Here is a 21,236-nt window from a genome sequence, read left to right as displayed (position 1 = left end):
GATACCAAGGTAAGATAATTTTGCCGCAAATAAACCAGTGTTGAATTTGTTGATAGATTGGTTGTTGGTATTTCTATCGGAGGTTAGATTGTGGGGATTGTTTATTGTTAATGTCTGTTTATGAAATAGAATTATTAGTGTATTTATTGTAAAAGAGATGCTCTTTATATAAAGAGCATCTCTTTTGTGTTAATCTTGCACAGAAGTTATTATTTTAATTGGTGGAGAAAAATATTTTTTTCCATCATTAGTAATATATTGCAAGCGATAAAAATAGCGAAATTTAGGTAAGATATTGGTATCACTGAATGTATAAACAACTTTGCTACCAGGTTTTACCATAATAAGAAGCTTACTTACTTGAAAACATTGTGGTTGGTTTTTCTGTAAGCGCTTAAAAACATTGAAACCAACTATTGTCTTATCTTTTTGATGATTAGACCACTCAAGATTCACAGCATTGCCATCGTAAGAAATTTTAGCATCGCAACGACCCTTTAATTGCTCAGGTTTAATTGCATTTTCTTGAACGATTTGATCTGCACGCAAACTTGGAGTTGCTCCTAGTTCAAGAGCACCAATATCGTCGGTTCCTCCAGCAGGTCTAGCAAAACTACGGCCATCGTCATCCAAATCTGTGTCGCCAGTATTGATCGCTGGACTATTATTTTTTAGCTCATGTGTTTTTGTAAATCCACCGTTATCTTTTAACGCTTTGATTTGAGGATTTAATCTATCATTGGCATTACCTACTTGATTACCATCTTCACCGTCGACAAAATTTGAACCACTATTGTCACCAATAAGATTGTTATTCCCCGTATCAAAATTTCCAAAAACATCGGGAATATTTGCTTTGGGATTATTAAGTGCTACGATAGTATTCACTAACGAAATAACATTATCTCCAAAGGCAACGATTCCACCAGTGAAAAGAGTTCCATTGTTAAGAACAACAGTGCAACTATCAAAAGCGATATCAGCTGCAGCAAAAACAGCTCCACCACCTCCTGAAGAGAAATTCTTAGAGAATGTAGTGTTTCTTATATCATCGATATTTTCTGAAGCAAAAATTGCGCCACCTTGGCCGTCGTTTGCTCTGTTACCATCGAATAAACAGCGATTCATCTCGGTAAATACACTATTATTTCGAATAGCGCCACCGTCACCTGTTTCGCAGGTATTGTCTTCAAAGGTACAATCTTCAACTAGTATTAGTTCACCATCGCCGTTATCATCTTGATCGCCATTATCGTTAAAAATAGCTCCACCTTCTACTTCAGCGGAATTGTCATCGAAAAGGCAAATGGAAAGTTCGGTGATTTCACCAGCATTAAAAATAGCTCCACCACGGCCGTTATTAGCTTTGTTTTTTATGAACTCACATTCGGTAATAGTGTAAGTTCCATTGTTATTGAATCCAATAGCGCCGCCGTTATTGTCAGCTTCGTTGTTTTGGAATAAACAGTTGCGAAAAGTACTTGTTCCACCATCGTCGTCGCGAAATGCACCGCCATCACCTGGAACTAGTACATTGTTATCCTCTACTCCTAAGAAGTCGCCGAGTACTTCGTTATTGATAAATTCGCTGTCTTCTAAGGTAAAATCGCCACCTTCGGTATTGATAGCACCGCCAGAAATTGAAGCGGTGTTATTCTTAAATTCACAATTGCGAATTGTATAAGTATTGTTTTCTAAATTCATTGCACCACCAGCGAATACAGTTACGTTGTTGGTAAACTCGCAATTCTCAAAGGTAATATTTTTATTACCACTCTCGGCAGAAATAGCGCCACCACCACCTTCGTTTCGAAAACCGTTAATAAATCGAATATCGCGAACTAAAACAGTTCCAGCATCTACAAAATCAAAAATACTGGTGCGTTTGTCGCCATTTAGCGTAACAGGACCAATAATATCAAAATTAAGATCGTTGTTATCAAAATTAAATTCAATGCGCGATTGTAATTTCACCTGGTTGACTTGAAAGCGAATAACATCACCATCTTCTAAATTCTCAACGGCGTCGCGTAAAGTACCACGCCCAGAGTCATCTCCGCTTACCACAAAAATGGTTCGCGCTTGGAGGGTATGCACTAATAAAAACACAAAACCCAAAATAAATAATTTTTTATAGTTCATAATGTCCTCCTATTTCTGTGGAATGATGATTTTAAACGGTTTTGTTAGTTTATTCTTGCCGCTTTTGCTTACACACTGAAAGCGGTAGAAATAACGTTTGCCTGTTTCAACTTTGTTATCTTCAAATAAATAAGATTTTTTCGGTGTCGCCATGATAAGCATTGCGTTCATTTGAAAAAAGTCTTCTTTATCTTCGGTTTTACGCAAAACATTAAAAGCAACGATATCATTATCTTTTTCTGTCCACAATACAGAAAGGCCAAATCCTTTTTGAAAAAGGAATTCCACATTTTTTACATTGCGTACAGCAGAAAAAACCGGAACCTGTTTTTTGGTTTTTTTCTTAGTTATCTTTGTGCTTTCTACTGCTCCAAATTCAAAAGCTCCGATATCATCGAGGTTATTAATTGGATCAGGACGACCAAAACCGCGCTGATCTTCATCTAGATCAGTAAGTCCTACATCTCGCGCAGGGCTATTCGCTGCTATAGCACGAGTCTTTGTTTCGCCACCATTGTCTTTTAAGCCAGCTAAAAGAGGATTTTCGCCAATGATGTTGTCATTACCATCATCGTCGACAAAGTTGGAGTTTCCTGGATCTTCTATGAGATTGTTGTTTCCCACATCGTAAGTATTACCAGAAACATCAGGATCTACAGGCGCATTGTTCTTTGCAACGATAGTGTTTACCAAAGCAACAGTGCTGTTTTCTTGGTCAATAGCAATACCACCACCAGCGATATTCGCTTTATTGAAGGCAATAGTACAACTATCAAAATTGAGAACCCCACCTTTGTCAAAAATAGCTCCGCCGAATGTTTTCGAAGAGTTATTAGAAAAAGTGGTATTATTTATTGCTGTTACATCGCGATCATCCAAATCTGGTGCATCGTTGAACAGTGCTCCACCTTCGAAGTTGGAGTCGTTTTTGAAAAACAGAGTTCGTTCAATTGTAGTGATTACTCCAGTGTTAAAGATAGCTCCTCCAGCGTCTTGTTCTGCATCGTTGTTGCTAAAATCGCAATCCGAAATGAGGGTAATTTCACCGTCTTGTCCTTGACCATCCGCTTCATCTTGACCTTCGTTGGCGATGGCTCCGCCGCGCACAGTGGCTTCATTTTTGGAAAACTCACAACGCACAATATTGGTAATTACTGCAGCGCTAAAAATAGCCCCGCCGTCCGTATCACTAAAGTTGTTTTCAAATAAGGTATCTTCAAGATCAACAATAGAAGGATCACCACTTGATTCTAGATAAATAGCTCCCCCTTGGCGCACAAAATCTTCGTCACCTTCAGCTTTGTTGGCAATAAATCTACAGTTGGAGATCAAGGTGATTTCACCATTAGACTCAACACTGATTGCTCCGCCAGTGAGTTGTGATTCGTTTTTTTGAAATAGTGTGTCACTTACCGATAGGGTTGAACCACCTTCCATATCAATGGCACCACCTGCGAGACGCGCTTTGTTATTTACAAATTCACAATTGGTAATAGTTAAAGTACTATTACCTTCCATGGCGATAGCACCACCTGCTTCATTAGAGTTACCATTAATAAAACGAACATCATCGATAATAACGGTTGTTCCGCCAACAATTTCAACAATCTTTGTTTGGTTCCCACCATTAAGTGTAACGGGACCAGTAATAGTGATATCTTCATCGATAAGAACGGGCTCTTCAAGCCTTACTTGCCCAACGTCAAATTGAATTTCATCACCTGCAACAGCTTGGTCTACTGCGTCGCGAAAAGAACCGTCACCATCATTGTCACCATTGACAACAGTAATAACGGCTTGAGCGTGTAGCTGAACAACAGTGACGAGTAATAAACATAGAAAATATTTCATAAAATTTTACCCCTCCGCACCAAAAAAACACACGAAAAGTACTTTCGTATTATTGAGTGAGTAGTAGAAATCATTTAAACGATTTAATTATATAGCGTTTAATATAGCACAATTCTTGTGTAAAGTATATTGTTTATACATGGGTATATATGATTTTAAGTAAAATGAGAAACACATAGAATCCAGATAATTGCTATCCCAATTGCACCCTAAAGTGCGTATTTAAAATAGGATATTACGCTTTAATAGAGTTTTTCCTTTTTGTTGCATAAATTCGTAATGTCCACTTTTTCGTAGAGCAAAATCCGGCAATTGTCAACCACAAAAATAAATGTATTGCAAACCTTTTGAAATCTATTGTAATTGAGAGCGTTTTCTACCACGTTCAACTTAAAATAGTAAAAAACATTGGAGTTGAAGTAGTTATTTGTTATACTCAAACTCTTGCTAAATATAGCAAATAAACGGTATTTATACAAATAACATATTTTTTTATATTATTGTTTTAAGAAACAATCTAATCATTTCAATGCAATCCAGGAGAATAGTTTGCGTTATCTATTTTTGTTTATTCTGTGTTTTTTTAGTTTAGGATGCGAACAATCTATTCCTGAAAACTCTGCAAGTGATGTCGAAAAATTCATCGAAAAGTTAAAAGTAAAAAATCTCACTCAAAAATTTACCACGGTTGAAAAAATAGGTCTACTTGGAGAGAATGGGGCACCAGCTATTCCTGAACTACAAAAGTTACTTCAAGATACAACTTCACGAGACCGTTTGCGTAAAGCTATTATTTCTACATTTGTGAAAATTGGCGAAAAAGCATTACCGGCACTGCGCGAAGCTTTTGCCAATCATTCTCGAGCATTCCGTATTTTTATTCTCAAAGAAATGCATAAATTGCAAGAGAAAGACCTAAAGGCAATGCTCACCACAATTGAAACTTCTTTACAAGATAAAAGTAGTCAAGTACGAGACGAAGCAACAGAACTACTTGTTCTTTACAAAGAAAAGGCGATTCCCAATTTAATTGCGCGCGTAGCAGATCCAGCATGGCAAGTACGCAAAACAGTGGCAGAGTCGTTAAGTAATATTAATAGTCTTAGAACATTACCAACTTTAAAAATCCTTTTCGCTGACAAAGACTGGCGTGTACAGTTGCAAGCATCAAAAGGACTTGCTAGCACTGGTTTTTATGATAAAAACACTCTTTCTTTTTTACTCACAAGTTCAATAGAGGATCGAAGAATTAGAGGCTCTGTTAGTGAAATTATAGTAGAGAAAATAAAAAAAGATTCTAAATCTTCGGTCGAACTTTCTACAAAAGCTATAACAGTTTTACTAAAAGCAGTGTATGACAAAAAAAATTATCGCAGTACTTTTAGTAAGAATCTATTAGTGAGGGTTAGATCAACTATTTTACAACAAGCCTTAATTCAAAACCTACAACAAAATAAACATATAGAAGCTTGTGTAGAGGTAATCACAAACTTAGAAAAAAAACAACAAGAATTATATTGCGATGAATTAAAAAAACTAAAGAATATCAAGACAAAAACACAAGAAAAAATCAATAACATTACTAAATAGAGTGCTATAAATTTTAAAACACTCTGTTACATTTCGCTCAAAGAATTTTCAATAGCGAGATATCATAAGAAGCACACATGGAACAAGGAGATTTATAGTGTCAAAGAGTACCCAAGAGTACGAATACTCTTCTTTTTTTAAAAAAAACTTGGGAAAAGGTTTAACTTTATCCTATGCACTAGGTTTTATATTAATATTTTTACTCATTCAGAATGCGGGCTTTTGGAATGTCGCTTCCAACACGCGCGTTCTTGATTTGTTAATTGATGCTGGTATCGTCCAGTATACAGATAAAGATGCAGGGATAGTTGAAGGTGTTTCCCATCTGAAATACTATATGTATAGTCAGGACCCTGTAAAATGGAATATGATTTTCGTTGTTATTGCTATGTTTTTCTCTATTTGGGGACTACGCGCAATACAATTTTCAGTTGCTGCACGTTTTCATGGTTCAAAGAAGACATTAGGAGAACATAGTCGCGCCTTTTTCTATGGTATGACGATAAACAATCTCTTTCCCTTTGAATTTGGAAGGATGGCAAAAGCTAGTTCCTTAGAACCCGATAGCCAAACCTATAAAATATCTGCCGCGACAATCTTTACAACAAGACTATTTATATTATTTGAAATAGTGCTTTTTGGGGCAATTTCTTTATTTTTTATGGGTTGGGGAAATTGGGCACATCAATTGTTTTGGGCATTACTAATTGCATTTGTTGCTTATAAAGTAACTTATGGAAGAGGTCATTCGCTTTTACAAAATTATACCAATTCCTTTAAAAAAGTTGCTCATCTACTTTCAAAAAATGGTGGTATATTCTTTAAATTAAGTACTTTATCTATTTTAGCTTTTGCTTTAGAAGACTTAGCTGCCTATTTTTGTGCACAAGCATTTACCTCAAGCAACATTATTCTTAATGTTGACTTTGATATTTTACTTATGGCACTAGTTGCAGGTAACATTGCGCGATTCTTTCGCATTACTCCTGGTGGAATTGGGCAATTTGAGTGGGCATTTGCCGCTACTCTTTATGTTGGCGGACTTGGTTTTCCAGAGGCGGCAACAATAGCTATTTTCGATAGTTTCTTTCGTTATAGTACTTTGTTTGTGATCTTTCTGATAACTAAACTGCGTTACAACTCAACAACGAGCTATTCTTCGTTTACCGAAAGCTTCGACACTCATCGACAAATCGTAGCAGATAAAAAACAAAAAGGCAAAGATAAGAACGATCTTGATATACCAAGTAATTATCTTACTATGTGGCCTGAAGCTTTAACATTTAGCCGTCGTTTGTTAACAATAGCCTTTGTCGCGTTAGGTGTATTCTTTTTCGATCAATTAACTATTCTATTCATGGATAAATGGTTAATGGAAAGCTTACAACTATCTTCAGTATTCTGGACTAATTTTAATGTTGGTAGTGTATTATTTTTATTGGCAGCCGTGCCTTGTGCAGCTGGTATTATTCTACCAGCCTATAAATGTGGTTTAAGTGATTCTGCTAAAAAATTGGTTGTTATGATCGGTACATTTTGTGGTCTAATTGGTGGATATCTTGTCGCCATTGAATGCCACGAGTTTTTACCTTTATTTTACGGTTTAGACGCAGATAAAGTAGATTCTGTTTTTGGTAACGATATTGGTTTTTATCTAAACTGCTTACCTGGAATATGGATAGCATGGAAAGCAATTGTTGTTGCTACGACTTTAGGACTTCTTTCAAGTATCTGCTGTTCATATATAAGTAACAACGATGTAAAAGAAACAGGTTTAAATGGATTCGTTGCGAAAGCTTCATCAGGCATAACATTATTCAACGTTGCGATTATTGGTGTTGTTCTTGGAATCGGTGAATGGCTAACTCGTTACGATTTACTAGTAAAAGACAATAGCGATTCTGCTGTACACAATGGTGCCGAATACATTGACATTGTTGGTTTGTTTTCAAATCTTAGTTATATTTGGATAACCTCTGTTGCCATTATAGCGGGAACCTTTGTTGCTATCAAATTTCTTAAAACTTTCAGTGCTGGTTCTGGTAAGTGGCAAGGCGAAACCAAAGACAATTGCCTGAAGCTAGTAAAAATAATGATATACATCATTATACTCGATTTTGGTTTTAAAGGTGTTGTTGTTACACGTGACGCTTTATTTGTAAAACCAAACGAACCGGTTGTTCAATTGGATTATATCAAGCGACATGTAGATGCTACCTTACGTGGCTACCAACTTCACAAAATTGAAGACGTAAATTTCTCACCTAGTCAACCAGGTGATCCTTTACCAAAACTAGAAGACATGCTTGCTGACCCTGCTATCCAAAATGCTCCACTGTGGCCTGGATATGTAAGTTACCTAGAGACACTTACTGATCCACAACACTCTAAACGCATACTGCAAACAGGTGGAGATACAATGGTTTACGGACCAACACTTGAAATTATGCGTCAAGAGCAAAAACTACGTACATACTACAACTTTTTAAATGTAGATACTGTGCGTTATAAAATTGGCAACGAAAAGAAGATGTTTGTAAGTGCATTACGCGAACTTCCTCTTTTAGAGCCACAACAATGGCTTGCTTGGTGGGGGCAACAATTTGTTCTCTTTACTCACGGACACGGGATGGTTATGTTACCTTCAGGCGAAGCTGTTGAAGGTAATCCAAACTATGTTTCGAAAAACATTCCAACCACTGCTGATTGGTCAGAGCTAAAAGTAACTCGTCCTGAGATTTACTACGGTGAAGGTTCAGCAACAATGGCTTACGTCAATGTGAAAGACATGAAAGAGTTTGACTACCCTACAGAACAAGGGCGCGCAGAAGTTGAATTGCCTAAAGATGTTAAATCTGGGGTAGTTATTGATTCTATCTGGAAAAAGATGGTCATTGGTTGGCGCAGCTCGCAATTTGTGGACATACTCTTTAGTAGTCTTATTGAAGATAAAACACGTGTTATCTACTCTCGTAGACCAATTGAACGCTTAGAACGTATTGCTCCTTTTCTTCATTACGACACCAATTCTTATGCAGTAAATGCGGATGGTCGTATTACTTGGGTGCTCAATGCAATGACAACAAGTGATCTTTTTCCATATAGTAAACGCGAATATCTTGGCGACAAGTCTGTAGAACGAACTTATGATAAACGTCCTACAAAAAGAGTAAATTACGTTGAAGACTCAGTAAAAGCGACAATTGACGCTTATACTGGTGCTGTGCGTTTTTACAAATTCGCTGATAGTCCGATTATCAATACTTGGGCAAACATTTATCCTGAACTATTTGCAAATAAGAAAGATATACCAAAAGCTGTACAACCTCATCTTTCTTACCCACTGCATTTATTCCATGTTCAATTTGATGATATTTATAATATCTATCACATGAAAGACAAGATGACTTTCTTCAACATGGAAGATATGTGGGATGACTGCGATGAAGTTTTAGGTCCAATTATAGATAAAGGTAAATCTATTACTTTTTCTATGGAACCATACAATTGTATCTTACAAACAGGTGGAGTTCTTCCGAAATCAAAAGAAGGTAGTCAGTATGTCATGACTATGGCATTCACTCCAGAAAAAGCCATGAACTTGCGTTCTATACCTGTTGTTTATCAAGATGGTGAAGATTATGGTCGTTTGTTTAGTTTGCAGATACCAAAAGGGGTTTATACTATAAGCCCTGAGCAGGCAGATGCAATGATTGACCAAGATCCTGAGATTTCGCAAAAATTTTCATTATGGAATCGTCGTGGTGCACAAGTTATTCGTGGACACACTTCTCTTTTAATTGTTGGCAACGAAGTTCTGTATATTGAACCAGTATTCATTCGTTCAGAACAAAGTTCAGCAACACAAATGAAAAAAGTGATTGTTGTATTCCGAGGAAAACCATTTATGGGCAATACCTTAAAAGAGGCAATGACAATGGCTCTTGGACAGGCGGAAAGTAGATAGTTTAAGTAGGAAGACAGCAAAGCTGTCTTCCTATGCTCTTTATAGATTTTGTGATTGGTTTATTACATTTTAACTGAGTTGCACAAGATTTTCTAATTTCGCTTATTTGCAATATATTTATTCCAAGCAACTATTCCACCTTCTAAAGAACGTACGTTATAAAAACCATGCTCTCTGAAGATTTCAAGTGCTTTCTGACTTCGAGTTCCTGAATAACAATACAAAATAAGCTGCTGTTGTTTGTCCCAATTAGGCATATTCGTTTCTATCGAACTCAGAGGCAGTAAAACACTATTTTCTATGTGTTGTTTTTGGTACTCGCTTTCTTGTCTCACATCTACCAATTTTATGTTCTTTTTTTCTAATTCTTCGAATAACCCATCGCAAGAAATATCATGTATTGTTTTTTTTGTTTGATATGAATAATTATTAATATCGATTGTTCGAAGTGCACATGCTGGACAATTGACATCTTTCTTAATGTTAATTTTACGCATATCCATATCCAAAGCGTGAAAGCACAAAAGTTTGCCGCTCAGAGAATCACCTAGTTGTAATATATATTTAAGAGTTTCTGTTGCTTGAAACATGGCGATTATTCCAGGAAGAACTCCTATGACTCCAGCTTGGCTGCAATCAGGTATGGCGCCTTTTCCTGGTATCTCTGGATACAGACATCTATAGCAAGGAGATTGTGAAGAATTACAAAAAACAGAGACTTGTCCTTCAAAACGAAAGATGCTTCCATAAATAAGTGTTTTGTCTAAAAATACACAGGCATCGTTCACTAGATATCTTGTAGGAAAATTATCGCTTCCATCTACAACTATGTTATAGTTTGTTAAAATTTGGTGGTAATTTTGTTGATTGAGCCGCGTTTTGTATTTGTTGACCTGAATATGAGGGTTCATATCGAGTATTTTTTGCGCGGCTATTTCCACTTTGCTTTTACCCACATCCTGAGAGCTATATAAAATTTGCCGTTGCAAGTTGCTCTCATCAACAACATCATCGTCAACAATGCCAATTGTGCCAACACCTGCTGCTGCTAAATACATAAGTATAGGGCATCCTAAACCACCTGCCCCAACTACCACAACTCTTGCTGACTTTAATTTTTTTTGGCCTTTTTCGCCAATCTCTTTCAGCATTAAATGACGCATATAACGATTGTGCTCTTGCTCTGATAAATTTGTCATTGATTCCTCTGTTGTGCTAATTTTTCGAAGTAATGGCGGTCTGGTTTTATTCCTTTTAGTGGTACGTTTTGCGGCCATGGCAAAAATTGATCTGGCACTTTAAATTTAGCAATGCGTTTTTGTAAGTATTGTTTTAATTGTTCAGTACTCATGAGGCTATCAACAAAAGCAACTGGACGAAAGCCAAATTCTCGGTGTGGAATTGCCACAACAATTGCTTGATGCACTTCGAGTAGAGAACATAATTCATTTTCTATTTCTTGTGGATGAATGTTCTCTCCTCCAGAAATAAACATGTGATCCTTGCGTCCGTGCACTTGTAATAAGCCATCTTTTATAATGCCGTAATCACCTGTATAAAACCATGTGCCTTCTAGCTTGACAAACTCTTTTCCTTTTAAATAACCTTGGAAAAGAGTTTTACCTTTTACCATGATCTCACCCTCAGTACTTATTTGTATTTCGCGATGCTGTAGTGGTTTGAAAAAATGAGCTTCTTTAGCAGAATTTATACGTTTTGTTGTGGCAATTTGCGATGACATTTCAGTTGAACCGTAGCTTGTATAGATATTGAGGTCGCGCAATAAAGAACGTTCAATTAACGAATGTGCAAAGGCGCTTCCTCCAACAAGTATATGCTTTATGTCTGGGATATCACTATCTAACATTCGATGTAGTTGTGTTGTTACAAGAGAAACATGAGTAATCTTATAATCACAAGCAGCCGCTATAATATCTTTGCATGAAAAAACAATTGTTGCTCCTGCAACTAAGCATCTAAATACAATGGCTATCCCAGCAACGTGATATAATGGAAGTGATAAAAGCCAACGATCTCCAGGAACTAAAGGGATGTTATTATTTGATCCTTTGGCGCTATAATAATGATTACCAAAACTATGAACAATACCTTTTGCTTTTCCTACGCTTCCAGATGTAAAAACTGCTGTTGAATGTTTGTTTAATTTTATTTCTTGAGAGACGACAGTAGATGGACTATTATTATTTGTTATAATATCATCGACATAAAAAACTTTTTCACAACTAAAAAAGCGACCACGTTCGCAAATGACAAACGCACAGTAATACTCATCAAGTGTTTCTTGAATTTTCTGATCTGGAAAACTCGAATTTATAGGTATAACGAGAATATTTAAACGTTGCAAAGCAATAAATAATAGTAGATAGTCCATACTTAAAGGTAATATCACAGCAATACGATTAGTTACTTTAAGTTGCAAAAACTGTTGTGCAATATTGTTTGTTATGTTTGCCAATTCGCGATAAGTTATTTTTCGCTTATCGCTAATAATTGCTATGTCAGAAGGATTAGTGCGCGCATGTTGATCGACAGGGAAAATAATTTTCACAAAGAATCTTTCTAATTAGGGCGTTTTAGCTATTTTTTTATCTTCTATAACTTGTTCGATAATAGCATCTAAAGAATACTCTGGTGACCACTGAAGTAAATTTTGCGCGCGTGTGAGATCAGGTACTCTCTTTAGTATATCATCAAAACCAGCTCCATAAACTTTGCTATAAGGTACCAACTCTATTTGCGAACTAGACCCAGTTTTTTCGATAACTTTCAATGCTAAATTTTTAATCGAAATTTCTTGTTGACTACCAATATTAACAACTTTACCTATTGCTTCAGGTGACAGTGGAAATTGTGCTAATGCTCGAACGACATCGTACACTGAGCAAAAACATCGCGTTTGTTCTCCATTACCAAACACTTGTATGGTTTCGTTGCGAAGTGCGCGTTCAACAAAATTAGGTAATACCATGCCATATTGCCCTGTTTGTCTAGGTCCTACAGTATTAAATAGACGTGTAATATACACTGGTAAGTTTGTTTGTGAGTGATAACCAAGAATCAAAAATTCATCGACAGCTTTCGTTGCTGCATACGCCCAGCGATGTTTTTCTGCGCAACCAAGTAAAACATCGGAGTCTTCGCTAAACATCTCCTTGTCCAGCTTGCCATAAACTTCACTTGTTGAGGTAAATATAAAAGGTTTTCGATAGCGCGAACATTTTTTTATCATTGTATCAGTGGTTTGAAAAATAGTATTGATAGTATCAATGGGTTTTTCCATAATTAATTTCACCCCCACTGCTGAAGCAAGGTGGTATACAATATCATGTTCGCGGACTAAATCATCCATGAGCTTTTCATCTGTAACACATGAAATGACCGCAGAAAAAGATTCGTTGTTTTCAAGGTGCTGAATATTAGCCCATTGCCCAGTCGACAAATTATCAACAATTGTTACTTGGCATTTTTTCTTGAGAAAAAATTCTGCTAAATGAGAGCCTATAAAACCAGCCCCTCCTGTAATAAGTATTTTTTGATATTTCATAAAAAATACTCCTCCTATTTAGGAAATTAGTAAATTACCTGCAAGATCTATAATTTCAGAACAATTATCAATATTTTGTTTGATTGTTACTGCAATTAAATAATCCAATGTTTTCTTATCAGCAATGGCCATTGTAATCATTTGCGTTTGCCATTTATAGGGAGTTACTGCTATCTTTTCTGTTAATTTTTCCATTTTATTTTGATAAATAGGGATGCATTCGATAAATGACAATGACTTTTTATAATCGTGAACATCATACATTAAATTGACCACATGAGAAAAGATAGTATTTTTTTGATACAAATTATTTATATGAGAAATTTCGGTGATTGATTTTGTAATTTCGCAAAGAATTTGTTCTTTTGATCGAGGAACACTGTCGCTAACAAGCAGTTTATTTGCTATTTGTATTTTGGCCAACAAATATTGACTCATGTCTTGAATTTTTGAAGCGATCTTTTCAATGCGTGGTAGGTATATCCATATATCTTCCATATGTGAAAAATCTTCAATACGTTGTAACATCGCGGCTATATCAACTAAATGTTTACGTTGTTCAATTTCTTCTTCCACAAGTTCAATCTCTTGTAACAATTTCCCCAAAATTCTTTGAATACGTGTAGTAGCTTCAATACCATTTAGAGTTGATAGTATATCAAGGAGTATGCGACTACGAGATGATGAACTTTTTTCTTGGTTTAAACGCCCCAATAGTGACTCTATATGTTCTTTGATTTTTTTTGAGGAGCCGAAAGATCGGAGGGAACGCAGTAGCATAGCTAAAATTTGCGGATCGTCTTCTGTTTCGATAATTTTCCAAAGCTGATCTACGTATACCTGTGCATCGTCTTTAATAATTTTGTATACAGTGTAAGTAGTTTGTGCTATATGCTTGTATAGGTATAGTGGTTTATCACCAAAACATTTCTGGATCAATTCTTGTAAATTATGAAAGAATTGTTTTATTTCTTTTGGTTTATTTAGAGATTTTAGAACTAAATTCAAATCGAAGATCAATTGCGATTGCCAAAATGAATTTTGCGATGCGGCTACCGCTTCTTGAAAAAAAGAGAACATCGAACGATAGCGACCTAACTCAGTGACAGGTATGAGTTGTTGAAGCCAAAAACGCATACTTCGAAAACGTTGCTCTTCATTGGGAATTTCAACAATCAATTGTAAAGATTTTTCTAAATGATGATTAAACTGTTTGAAGTCTTCGCACGACAATCCTGCAAATAAATGAGCTTCCCACGAGCTTAGCTCGGAAACAGCCGGATACTCTTGGGGCACTTTTTGGCAACACTCATAAATAGTCTTGGGATATAAAGCGTCTTCACGACAAAGTAAATTCTTTTGCCCTTCAAGCATCCATTCTAGACATAAATTTTTATCTTGTTTATAAGCGACCTCTGCAATACAAAACATACACTTGGCTTTTAGAGTTGGTATTTGTACTGCTTTTACCCACGAGTACCAAGGCTTGATATCAACATTTACAGGAAGCCATTTACAAATTTGATAAAATAATTGTGCTGATATCGATCTTTCAGATATAAATTTGAGCATATTTTGCTGATTATTTTTGCTATATGGTAGCACATCACATAACAAAGAAAATATATTGTTGAGCATCTCCTGAGGGAATAGAGGTAGTACTGCTGTCCATAAGACGCCATATACATATTCTTGTTCTTTCTGAGGTACCTTTTTTATATTTGATAATATCCGTTTTAAATAATCGTTATGCGAGTTCCAAGGAGCTTTAATTGTGTACAGAAGTTGCTCAATTAATTGAATTCCTATAGAGTAGATTTTCTGATCGACAAATGTTTCAGAAATAGATAATAATACTTCTCTGCGTAATGACTCATCACTAATTTTATAAATTTCAGCTGCTATTTTTGAGGCTAGTTCTTGCTGTATTTCGCGATTGGTTACGAAAACCAAAGCTTTTGCAACATCGATTAACTTTCGTACTTGTTTCGCATCATTACTAGAGCCTAAGTCTTGTATTAATTCATCTGTTTCTAACCATTTTTCTTCTAAGTTATTTTCATTTATATCATACAAAGCGAAAGTTACCTCTAGTGGAAATTTTTTAATGAGTGAACTACTTTCTTGTAGCCACATTTTAATAACATCCATTTGGGGTAAATGCTTGTATTTTTGAAGCATTGCGCTTGCTAAGTGTAGTTTAACACCTTCATCTTCAATTGTGTTAATTATTTCAATGATTGCTCCTGTATTTTGGCAATTTCCTTGAGCGATCAATTTCAAGAGAAGCAAAGCTTTATTCTGAGTTTGCTTTATTTGTCCAATGAGCAAAAATATTTCATCGATAAACTGAGTTTTGTTTACATAAGGCAGGAGAATAGATGCCATAATAAATGGATCTTCTACATGTTCTTTGACAAGTGAATGCCACGAAGAAACAAATTTATCATTGATCTCTATGGAAGAAAACGCTGCTATTAAATCATTTTCTTCTTTTATGATGTCTAGAGTTAACTGCGTAGTACAAGTCAAATTTTCTGCCAAAGAAAACGCTAGCATTTTTTGCCATAGGTCACGATTGTAATCAACAAATTCTATTGAAATATTACGGCGAATATTTTCTTGGCAAAACACAGAAAATAACGGTAAATTACCATAATCAATTGTAGGAGTTGGCAATCGATTTAACTCACTCGCTATATAATTCCATTCATCGGTAAGATTATTTTCTAAAATAGGTAACCCAAGAATGAGCAGTTGATAAAAACGTTCTTCTTCTGAATGGATGAGGAGTGCTTCTCTAAGTGCTGCGTCATACTCTTTATTTACAATAAGCTGCAAAGCTGTCTCTGGGACTTGTTGACGCCCACGATTTATAATTTTATTATATGTTACGCAATATTTAACAAAAGGCGCGAATTTAGTTATATCGGCGTCCGTTTCGATTTTTGAAGCAGATATTGCATAGTGTAAGTCTTCGAGTACAAATCGCGTGGCTAGTTTACTTTGTTTGTGTTTTAAGAAACTATTATCGCTAACGATAGAATACAAAGAAGAAAAATCTTTGTGTAGAAGACCATAGTGGTAAGCATGATGAGTAACATGATGAAGACCATCTTCTGAGAAAGTTTCTACTTTTCGTACACCATCGTGAACAATGTCGTAGTACTCCAGAAGAATAGAGTGAAAATCAGCAATATCTTTATCTGTGAATTTATCAATCACATATAAACGAAATTTTTGATGAAAAATAGTATAGTTATCTTTACTCATAACGAGAAATTTGTTGATTTTCAAGCGTATATTGGTAATCGTATCTTCCGACTTACGAAGGAGGTTTGCAAATAGAGCATCACTTCCTGAGGTTTGCATAATTGCTAGAAGCCCTAGAATGCGGTAAGCTAAGAAATCTTCTTCTACCGGTAACGTAAACCATGATTCTTCAAAGAAACCTTCTAAACTTTTTGGCATCAAACTAATATTGTGAATGGAAATAGAACCACTGCGAATTGCGTCTGCCATAAAACGAAGATAAAATGGATCTCCGTTACTTGAACTATTCCAGATAATGTCAACCACGCTGTTTGAAATTTCATTTTCGTTAACGCCAATTTTTTTAGTAAGTAGTTGTAGTATATCTCGCTGAGTAAGTTTTTCTAATGTTGCAATGTAAGTAATGTTGTCCTGTAATGGAATCTCAAGAACTTGGTCTTTGCGAATACTGAGAATTCCGACAATATTAGGAGGAAGATTTTTAGGTAATAAATGCGGTATCGACTCATCATTACTTCCTATTAATGCTTCATCAAGAGCATCTATAACGAAAACAAATTTTTTATTATCGTTCAAAGAGCGAGAAATTTTCTTTAGCAATTGTTGCCATTGGAATTGTAATTTTTTGACAGAAAATGAAATCTCTTCTTTATATTCAGGAAACTGAGCGTATGTTTGTGCTAATAGGGAACGAAAAAAAACTTGTGCGTTATTACGGTTTTCAGTATTTGCACAAAAGTGCCATATATAATGAGGGTTTTGTTGATACATATGCGCGAAAAATGCTGTTTTACCAATACCAGCTTCACCAGTAACAACCCCATATTCTCCACAAGCTTTGTCGACAAAGTTACGACATTTCTCCATGATATCCTCACGACCAACGAAGTTAGTTTGATGAAACTCACAGATATGCGAAAAATCTAAAGCTATTTTTTGTTCTAAATCTTGATTTTTGGGAAGAGCATTTTGTTGCAGGTTTTGTAAAATTTCGCGACATTTATTTGTTAAATCAGGGTCTAAATCACTAGATATAGACTGGCCTCCGTGATTGTAATTAATGTAGAAAAAACGCTGTTGTTGTTGTTTGCTGTAAAAGAAAATATCTTCTGTTGAGAACAGCCATGGTGACAAAGATAAGCATTTTTCTTCTTTGTAAAGGCAAATTTTATCATTGGTTAAAGAAGTCTCATTAAAAGGAGGAAGCCCTTTAAATAAAACACCCGTTTTACCATAAAGATTATAGTCACAAAGAGTATCCCAAAGTGGTTGTAAACTCTGGAGGTTATTTTCAAGTTTCTTGATTATAACTTTATGATTAATAGAATCGTGACGATGAACGATATCGTTGCGCAGTTCTACGTTTTCGCGAAAAACATCGATAAGTCGATTGTCAATTTTCAAAACACTTGCTATTTCTTGGGAAAAAAAGTTTTGTGGTTTTGAAATTTTTAACAAATAGTCAAGAAGACTTACCCATGTACCATCACTTGGTTTTTCTAATGAATTTAGAATAAATCGATTGTGTTTAGGGGCATCATCGTTATGTGTTTGTAGATATTCTGCTAAGGTTATGTAAGTTAGAAACTTTGTTGTTGCAAAAGTCAATTCAAGAAAACGAAAGGGGTTTGCCGTTCGCTGTAATCGCACTACATTTTGCATTAAACGACTGAGCGGAAAGGGAAGATTTTGCAACCACTTTTCATCAATATTCATCTTTATCCTTTTAAATGCGAAGCTAACGCAGGATGATAAGTTGTATAACTACGCTGTTTTTCATCCATTAAAATGTCTATTTCTCCCAAAAAACGCTCAACTTTCGGTGTAAAGATTTGAAGTGTAGCAGCGATTTCTTTTGGCGAAAGATACGTAGGTGTTTGTGCCAGTAACTTAAGAACTTCCTGTTGTTTTTCATCAGGATTGTAGTATCGCAACCATTTTGAAAAATAACGCTGCTGTAAAATGCTATTTTCACCGTATTTAACATAGAACCATACAAACTTTGGGTAGCCGAGAGTGTACGACATAATTTTTTGAGCATCGTGCTTTGGAAAATTTTTGCAAAGACTATTTACATCAATTAACGGAATATTTATATCCGCACTATAAAACGGTGGAACAGGTTCTCCTGGGCAGGCAGTTATTATCCACACTAAATTTTGAGGATAGTCTTGATTTAATATAGATAGCCACTGCTTTTGCCACCACTCTTTTACAAAAACAGAAAACAAACCATCAACAACAATAGTAAACTTTTCATCGGGAAACTCTTGTGCCAAAGACTTAAGAGAAGCAATGAGCTGCTCTATTTTTTTATTTTTTACCTCTATGGGCTTTTGCATTTTCTGGTATAAAGTACGACAAAAAGTTTTGAGAGCAGTAGAGGTCCTTATTTTTAAAGGGCTTTCTTCTATTACATAATGACATGACTTACCATGATTGATATTTTGCGCAACGTAAGTTTTTCCTCCACCAGGAGGAGCCCAAACCACGATTTTATTTTTATTATTTTTTATCGCAGTATTTATTTTATCAAACACACAATTTGTAAATTGTATTTCATGAGTAGTCGATTGCTGATTGATTCCTTCTTTTTGTTGCAAAAATTCATCATAACGATCTTCAATTCCAAAATTACTGTAAAATTGTCTTTTGTTTTTGGGTGCATTGTGTAAAACGAGTATCTGATTTTTGTTATCCCAAGAAGCAAAAGGAAATATGTCGAGATACTGTTTGGTTTTTTTATCGCAGAGAGCTGCGACAAAATTAACGCTTATTTTTTCGCTTTTCCCCGAATAGTCTATTTGGTATGTTTCTTGATCAATAGAGAGACACAACGGATAGTTCGTTAAAAAAATAAAATACTTACTATGGAATACTTCTATTTTTTTGACTATTTTTTTGACAAAATTGGGGTTTTGGGCTGCACTGCCGTGACGAACGTCATTGCGAAATTGTAAAAGATCAGAACTTAAAGAAATGAGTTCTTTGTCGTAGGCGTATTGTTGTAAAAAAGATATCCACTCTGAAAAATGAGTCTGAGTATAGTCATTGTCGTAGAAAAATTCACCTATTTTACGCGCTAAATACAACCAGCTTCCAAAAAAAGATTTTTCAAAGCTCATAAAAATTGCATGATCAAGAGCTTCTTTTCTTATTGTGGAATTACGATATAGAGCTGTAGCAACTATTCCATTAAATTGAATAAGATTTTCAATGTGTTGACAGCACTGATTTACTTTTTCGTAAACGGAACTTTCGTCATGTAATAAATCAAAGTTGAGTAGTTGATAAGGTTTTATATTTTTCATATTTATACATTCTAAAAGAATTAGGAGTCTCATCGTTTAAGGAACGCCGGAAAAAAACTTTACGCCTAAGGTACTAAACTTTTTACATGATCACATACCTCGTAGGCACATCCCCAAGAAATAGTAACTCCTGCTCCTCCATGTCCATAATTGTGAACAACAGGAACAGAAAATGAATGATCTATTTCTAAACGAACAGCTTTACGAGCCGGCCGCAAACCAGTTTTGTGTTCTAATATTTTTGCTTCATTTAATGAAGGAATCAGTGCAGCGCATCTTTTCTTTATTGCCTGCGCAGCATCAAGGTCTATGCTTAAATCTGAAATATTGGCGTCCGTTGTGCCACCCAGAACACAATTATCCTTGCGCGGTATAATATAAGCTAGATGATTAGGGCCATTTTTGAAATCTTGCCTAAATTCTTTAACTTCAGGAGCATCTACCTTTACAATTTGTCCTTTTAAAGGATAAACTTCTTCATCATTAACAAGTTCTCTAGAGCCAAGACCTGTACAATTAACGATAATATCCGCCTCAACGTTTGCAATATCATGAATTTTTTGGGTTATTTTTTTTCCACCGCAAGCTAAAAAACGTTTCTCTAGCCACGGCATATAATAGCGCATGTCTATAATTGGTGTAGAAAAAGAAAAGCCATCAGCATAGCCTTCTGGAATTTCGTGCGCATCTAGTTTACGAAAGTTTTTTACAAAATGTTGCCACCATTGTTTAGGCATTTTTTCACCAAATAAATCATAACCTGGGACAATGTGAACCCCTGATTCCGGAGACTCAACGCTAATACTATAAAAAGTATTGTAAGATTTTTCTCCCCAAACGGTAACCTTATCTAAAGGCTCTACAGTAAAAGGATACCAAACAGCTGCCGCAACATCAGAAGTGGTTTCAGGTGACCACTTATTAGAATATATAGTAGGTGAAAAGCCAGCTTTTTGTAAACAAATTGCACAAGTAAAACCAGAAACTCCACCACCAATGATTGCTATTTTCATGGAATAAACACTTTAAAATGGTTTTAGAAAAGAAGATTCACTTAAACAAAACGCCGTGTAGAATGACCTGTTGGATTAAGAAAGAGTAGATTACTTAAACTTTGAAAAAGTGTAATCTGTTAGTTCAGGCAATGTGCAACTACTATTGATTTAAGGAAACTCAAATGTGGTTGAGGATTGCTTTTGCCATTTTTTGATCCTCGGTTTAAGGATGACAAAATGGATTCAATTCTTAAATTAATATTCGTCAGGGTGTTACCCTGACGAAGAAAACTACTGCCATGTTCTTAATTCAATAGTTGTTTAATCTATTTTTTTGTAACACTGGCGTACAGACTGGCATTTTTCAGGGGCGACAAAGTCGTCATCTGGACCAACAGCAGTCATTGTATGTGTACACCAAAATACTCCCGAGCGACAAGAATCGTCTTCTAAAGTTTCTCCATTAGGTAAAATGGGAATGTCTGTAGCTCTAGAGCGTATAAATTTACATTTGTTTGTATCGCAATTCATAGTACTCTCCT

At 35.6% G+C, this 21,236-nt stretch carries 11 protein-coding genes; 2 read left to right on the top strand and 9 right to left on the bottom strand.

What is annotated here, in order from left to right; all coding sequences use genetic code 11:
• Window positions 1-189: 189 nt before the first annotated feature.
• Together UABHE_RS08000 and UABHE_RS07995 are read right to left on the bottom strand one after the other, a co-directional pair.
• Window positions 190-2,142, bottom strand: coding sequence for a choice-of-anchor Q domain-containing protein (locus UABHE_RS08000; RefSeq protein WP_372369726.1), 1,953 nt, complete (start codon window positions 2,140-2,142; stop codon window positions 190-192).
• 9 nt (window positions 2,143-2,151) lie between these two features.
• Window positions 2,152-3,993: a choice-of-anchor Q domain-containing protein gene (locus UABHE_RS07995; RefSeq protein ID WP_372369725.1), complete on the bottom strand. Its 1,842-nt coding sequence runs from the start codon at window positions 3,991-3,993 to the stop codon at window positions 2,152-2,154.
• Window positions 3,994-4,542: 549 nt separating this feature from the next.
• Here UABHE_RS07995 and UABHE_RS07990 point away from each other — a divergent pair.
• A complete protein-coding gene (locus UABHE_RS07990; protein ID WP_372369724.1) occupies window positions 4,543-5,583 on the top strand; it encodes a HEAT repeat domain-containing protein in 1,041 nt (346 codons plus the stop codon).
• A gap of 97 nt (window positions 5,584-5,680) precedes the next feature.
• Window positions 5,681-9,550, top strand: a complete 3,870-nt coding sequence (locus tag UABHE_RS07985; protein WP_372369722.1) for a UPF0182 family protein — start codon at window positions 5,681-5,683, stop codon at window positions 9,548-9,550.
• A gap of 92 nt (window positions 9,551-9,642) precedes the next feature.
• Here UABHE_RS07985 and moeB read toward each other — a convergent pair whose 3' ends face one another.
• From moeB to UABHE_RS07950, 7 genes are all read right to left on the bottom strand, one after another.
• Window positions 9,643-10,749, bottom strand: coding sequence for a molybdopterin-synthase adenylyltransferase MoeB (gene moeB / locus UABHE_RS07980; protein WP_372369721.1), 1,107 nt, complete (start codon window positions 10,747-10,749; stop codon window positions 9,643-9,645).
• The gene (gene menE / locus UABHE_RS07975) at window positions 10,746-12,119 is read right to left on the bottom strand and encodes an o-succinylbenzoate--CoA ligase (protein WP_372369720.1); all 1,374 of its coding nucleotides are present in this window, start codon (window positions 12,117-12,119) and stop codon (window positions 10,746-10,748) included. Before menE ends, moeB begins: the two co-directional genes overlap by 4 nt.
• Before the next feature lie 15 nt (window positions 12,120-12,134).
• The gene (locus UABHE_RS07970; protein ID WP_372369719.1) at window positions 12,135-13,115 is read right to left on the bottom strand and encodes a GDP-mannose 4,6-dehydratase; all 981 of its coding nucleotides are present in this window, start codon (window positions 13,113-13,115) and stop codon (window positions 12,135-12,137) included.
• Window positions 13,116-13,133: 18 nt separating this feature from the next.
• Window positions 13,134-18,104, bottom strand: coding sequence for an NACHT domain-containing protein (locus tag UABHE_RS07965; RefSeq protein ID WP_372369718.1), 4,971 nt, complete (start codon window positions 18,102-18,104; stop codon window positions 13,134-13,136).
• A gap of 2 nt (window positions 18,105-18,106) precedes the next feature.
• On the bottom strand, window positions 18,107-19,699 hold the full coding sequence (locus UABHE_RS07960; RefSeq protein WP_372369717.1) for a hypothetical protein: 1,593 nt from the start codon (window positions 19,697-19,699) through the stop codon (window positions 18,107-18,109).
• A gap of 65 nt (window positions 19,700-19,764) precedes the next feature.
• Window positions 19,765-20,712, bottom strand: a complete 948-nt coding sequence (locus UABHE_RS07955; RefSeq protein ID WP_372369716.1) for an FAD-dependent oxidoreductase — start codon at window positions 20,710-20,712, stop codon at window positions 19,765-19,767.
• A 303-nt stretch (window positions 20,713-21,015) separates the two neighbouring features.
• Entirely contained in the window at window positions 21,016-21,225 is a 210-nt protein-coding gene (locus UABHE_RS07950; protein WP_372369715.1) for a hypothetical protein, read from the bottom strand.
• Between the last annotated feature and the right edge of the window lie 11 nt (window positions 21,226-21,236).

This window comes from Candidatus Uabimicrobium helgolandensis (assembly GCF_041508025.1).
Lineage (GTDB): Bacteria > Planctomycetota > Uabimicrobiia > Uabimicrobiales > Uabimicrobiaceae > Uabimicrobium > Uabimicrobium helgolandensis.
This window is presented reverse-complemented; position numbering and strand designations above follow the sequence as displayed.

Excerpts from the sequence above, each read along its gene's own strand:
- moeB (WP_372369721.1), bottom strand. The coding sequence starts at position 10,749 with ATGACAAATTTATCAGAGCAAGAGCACAATCGTTATATGCGTCATTTA.
- UABHE_RS07970 (WP_372369719.1), bottom strand. The coding sequence starts at position 13,115 with ATGAAATATCAAAAAATACTTATTACAGGAGGGGCTGGTTTTATAGGC.
- UABHE_RS07995 (WP_372369725.1), bottom strand. The coding sequence starts at position 3,993 with ATGAAATATTTTCTATGTTTATTACTCGTCACTGTTGTTCAGCTACAC.
- UABHE_RS07960 (WP_372369717.1), bottom strand. The coding sequence starts at position 19,699 with ATGAAAAATATAAAACCTTATCAACTACTCAACTTTGATTTATTACAT.
- UABHE_RS07955 (WP_372369716.1), bottom strand. The coding sequence starts at position 20,712 with ATGAAAATAGCAATCATTGGTGGTGGAGTTTCTGGTTTTACTTGTGCA.
- UABHE_RS07950 (WP_372369715.1), bottom strand. The coding sequence starts at position 21,225 with ATGAATTGCGATACAAACAAATGTAAATTTATACGCTCTAGAGCTACA.
- UABHE_RS08000 (WP_372369726.1), bottom strand. The coding sequence starts at position 2,142 with ATGAACTATAAAAAATTATTTATTTTGGGTTTTGTGTTTTTATTAGTG.
- UABHE_RS07965 (WP_372369718.1), bottom strand. The coding sequence starts at position 18,104 with ATGAATATTGATGAAAAGTGGTTGCAAAATCTTCCCTTTCCGCTCAGT.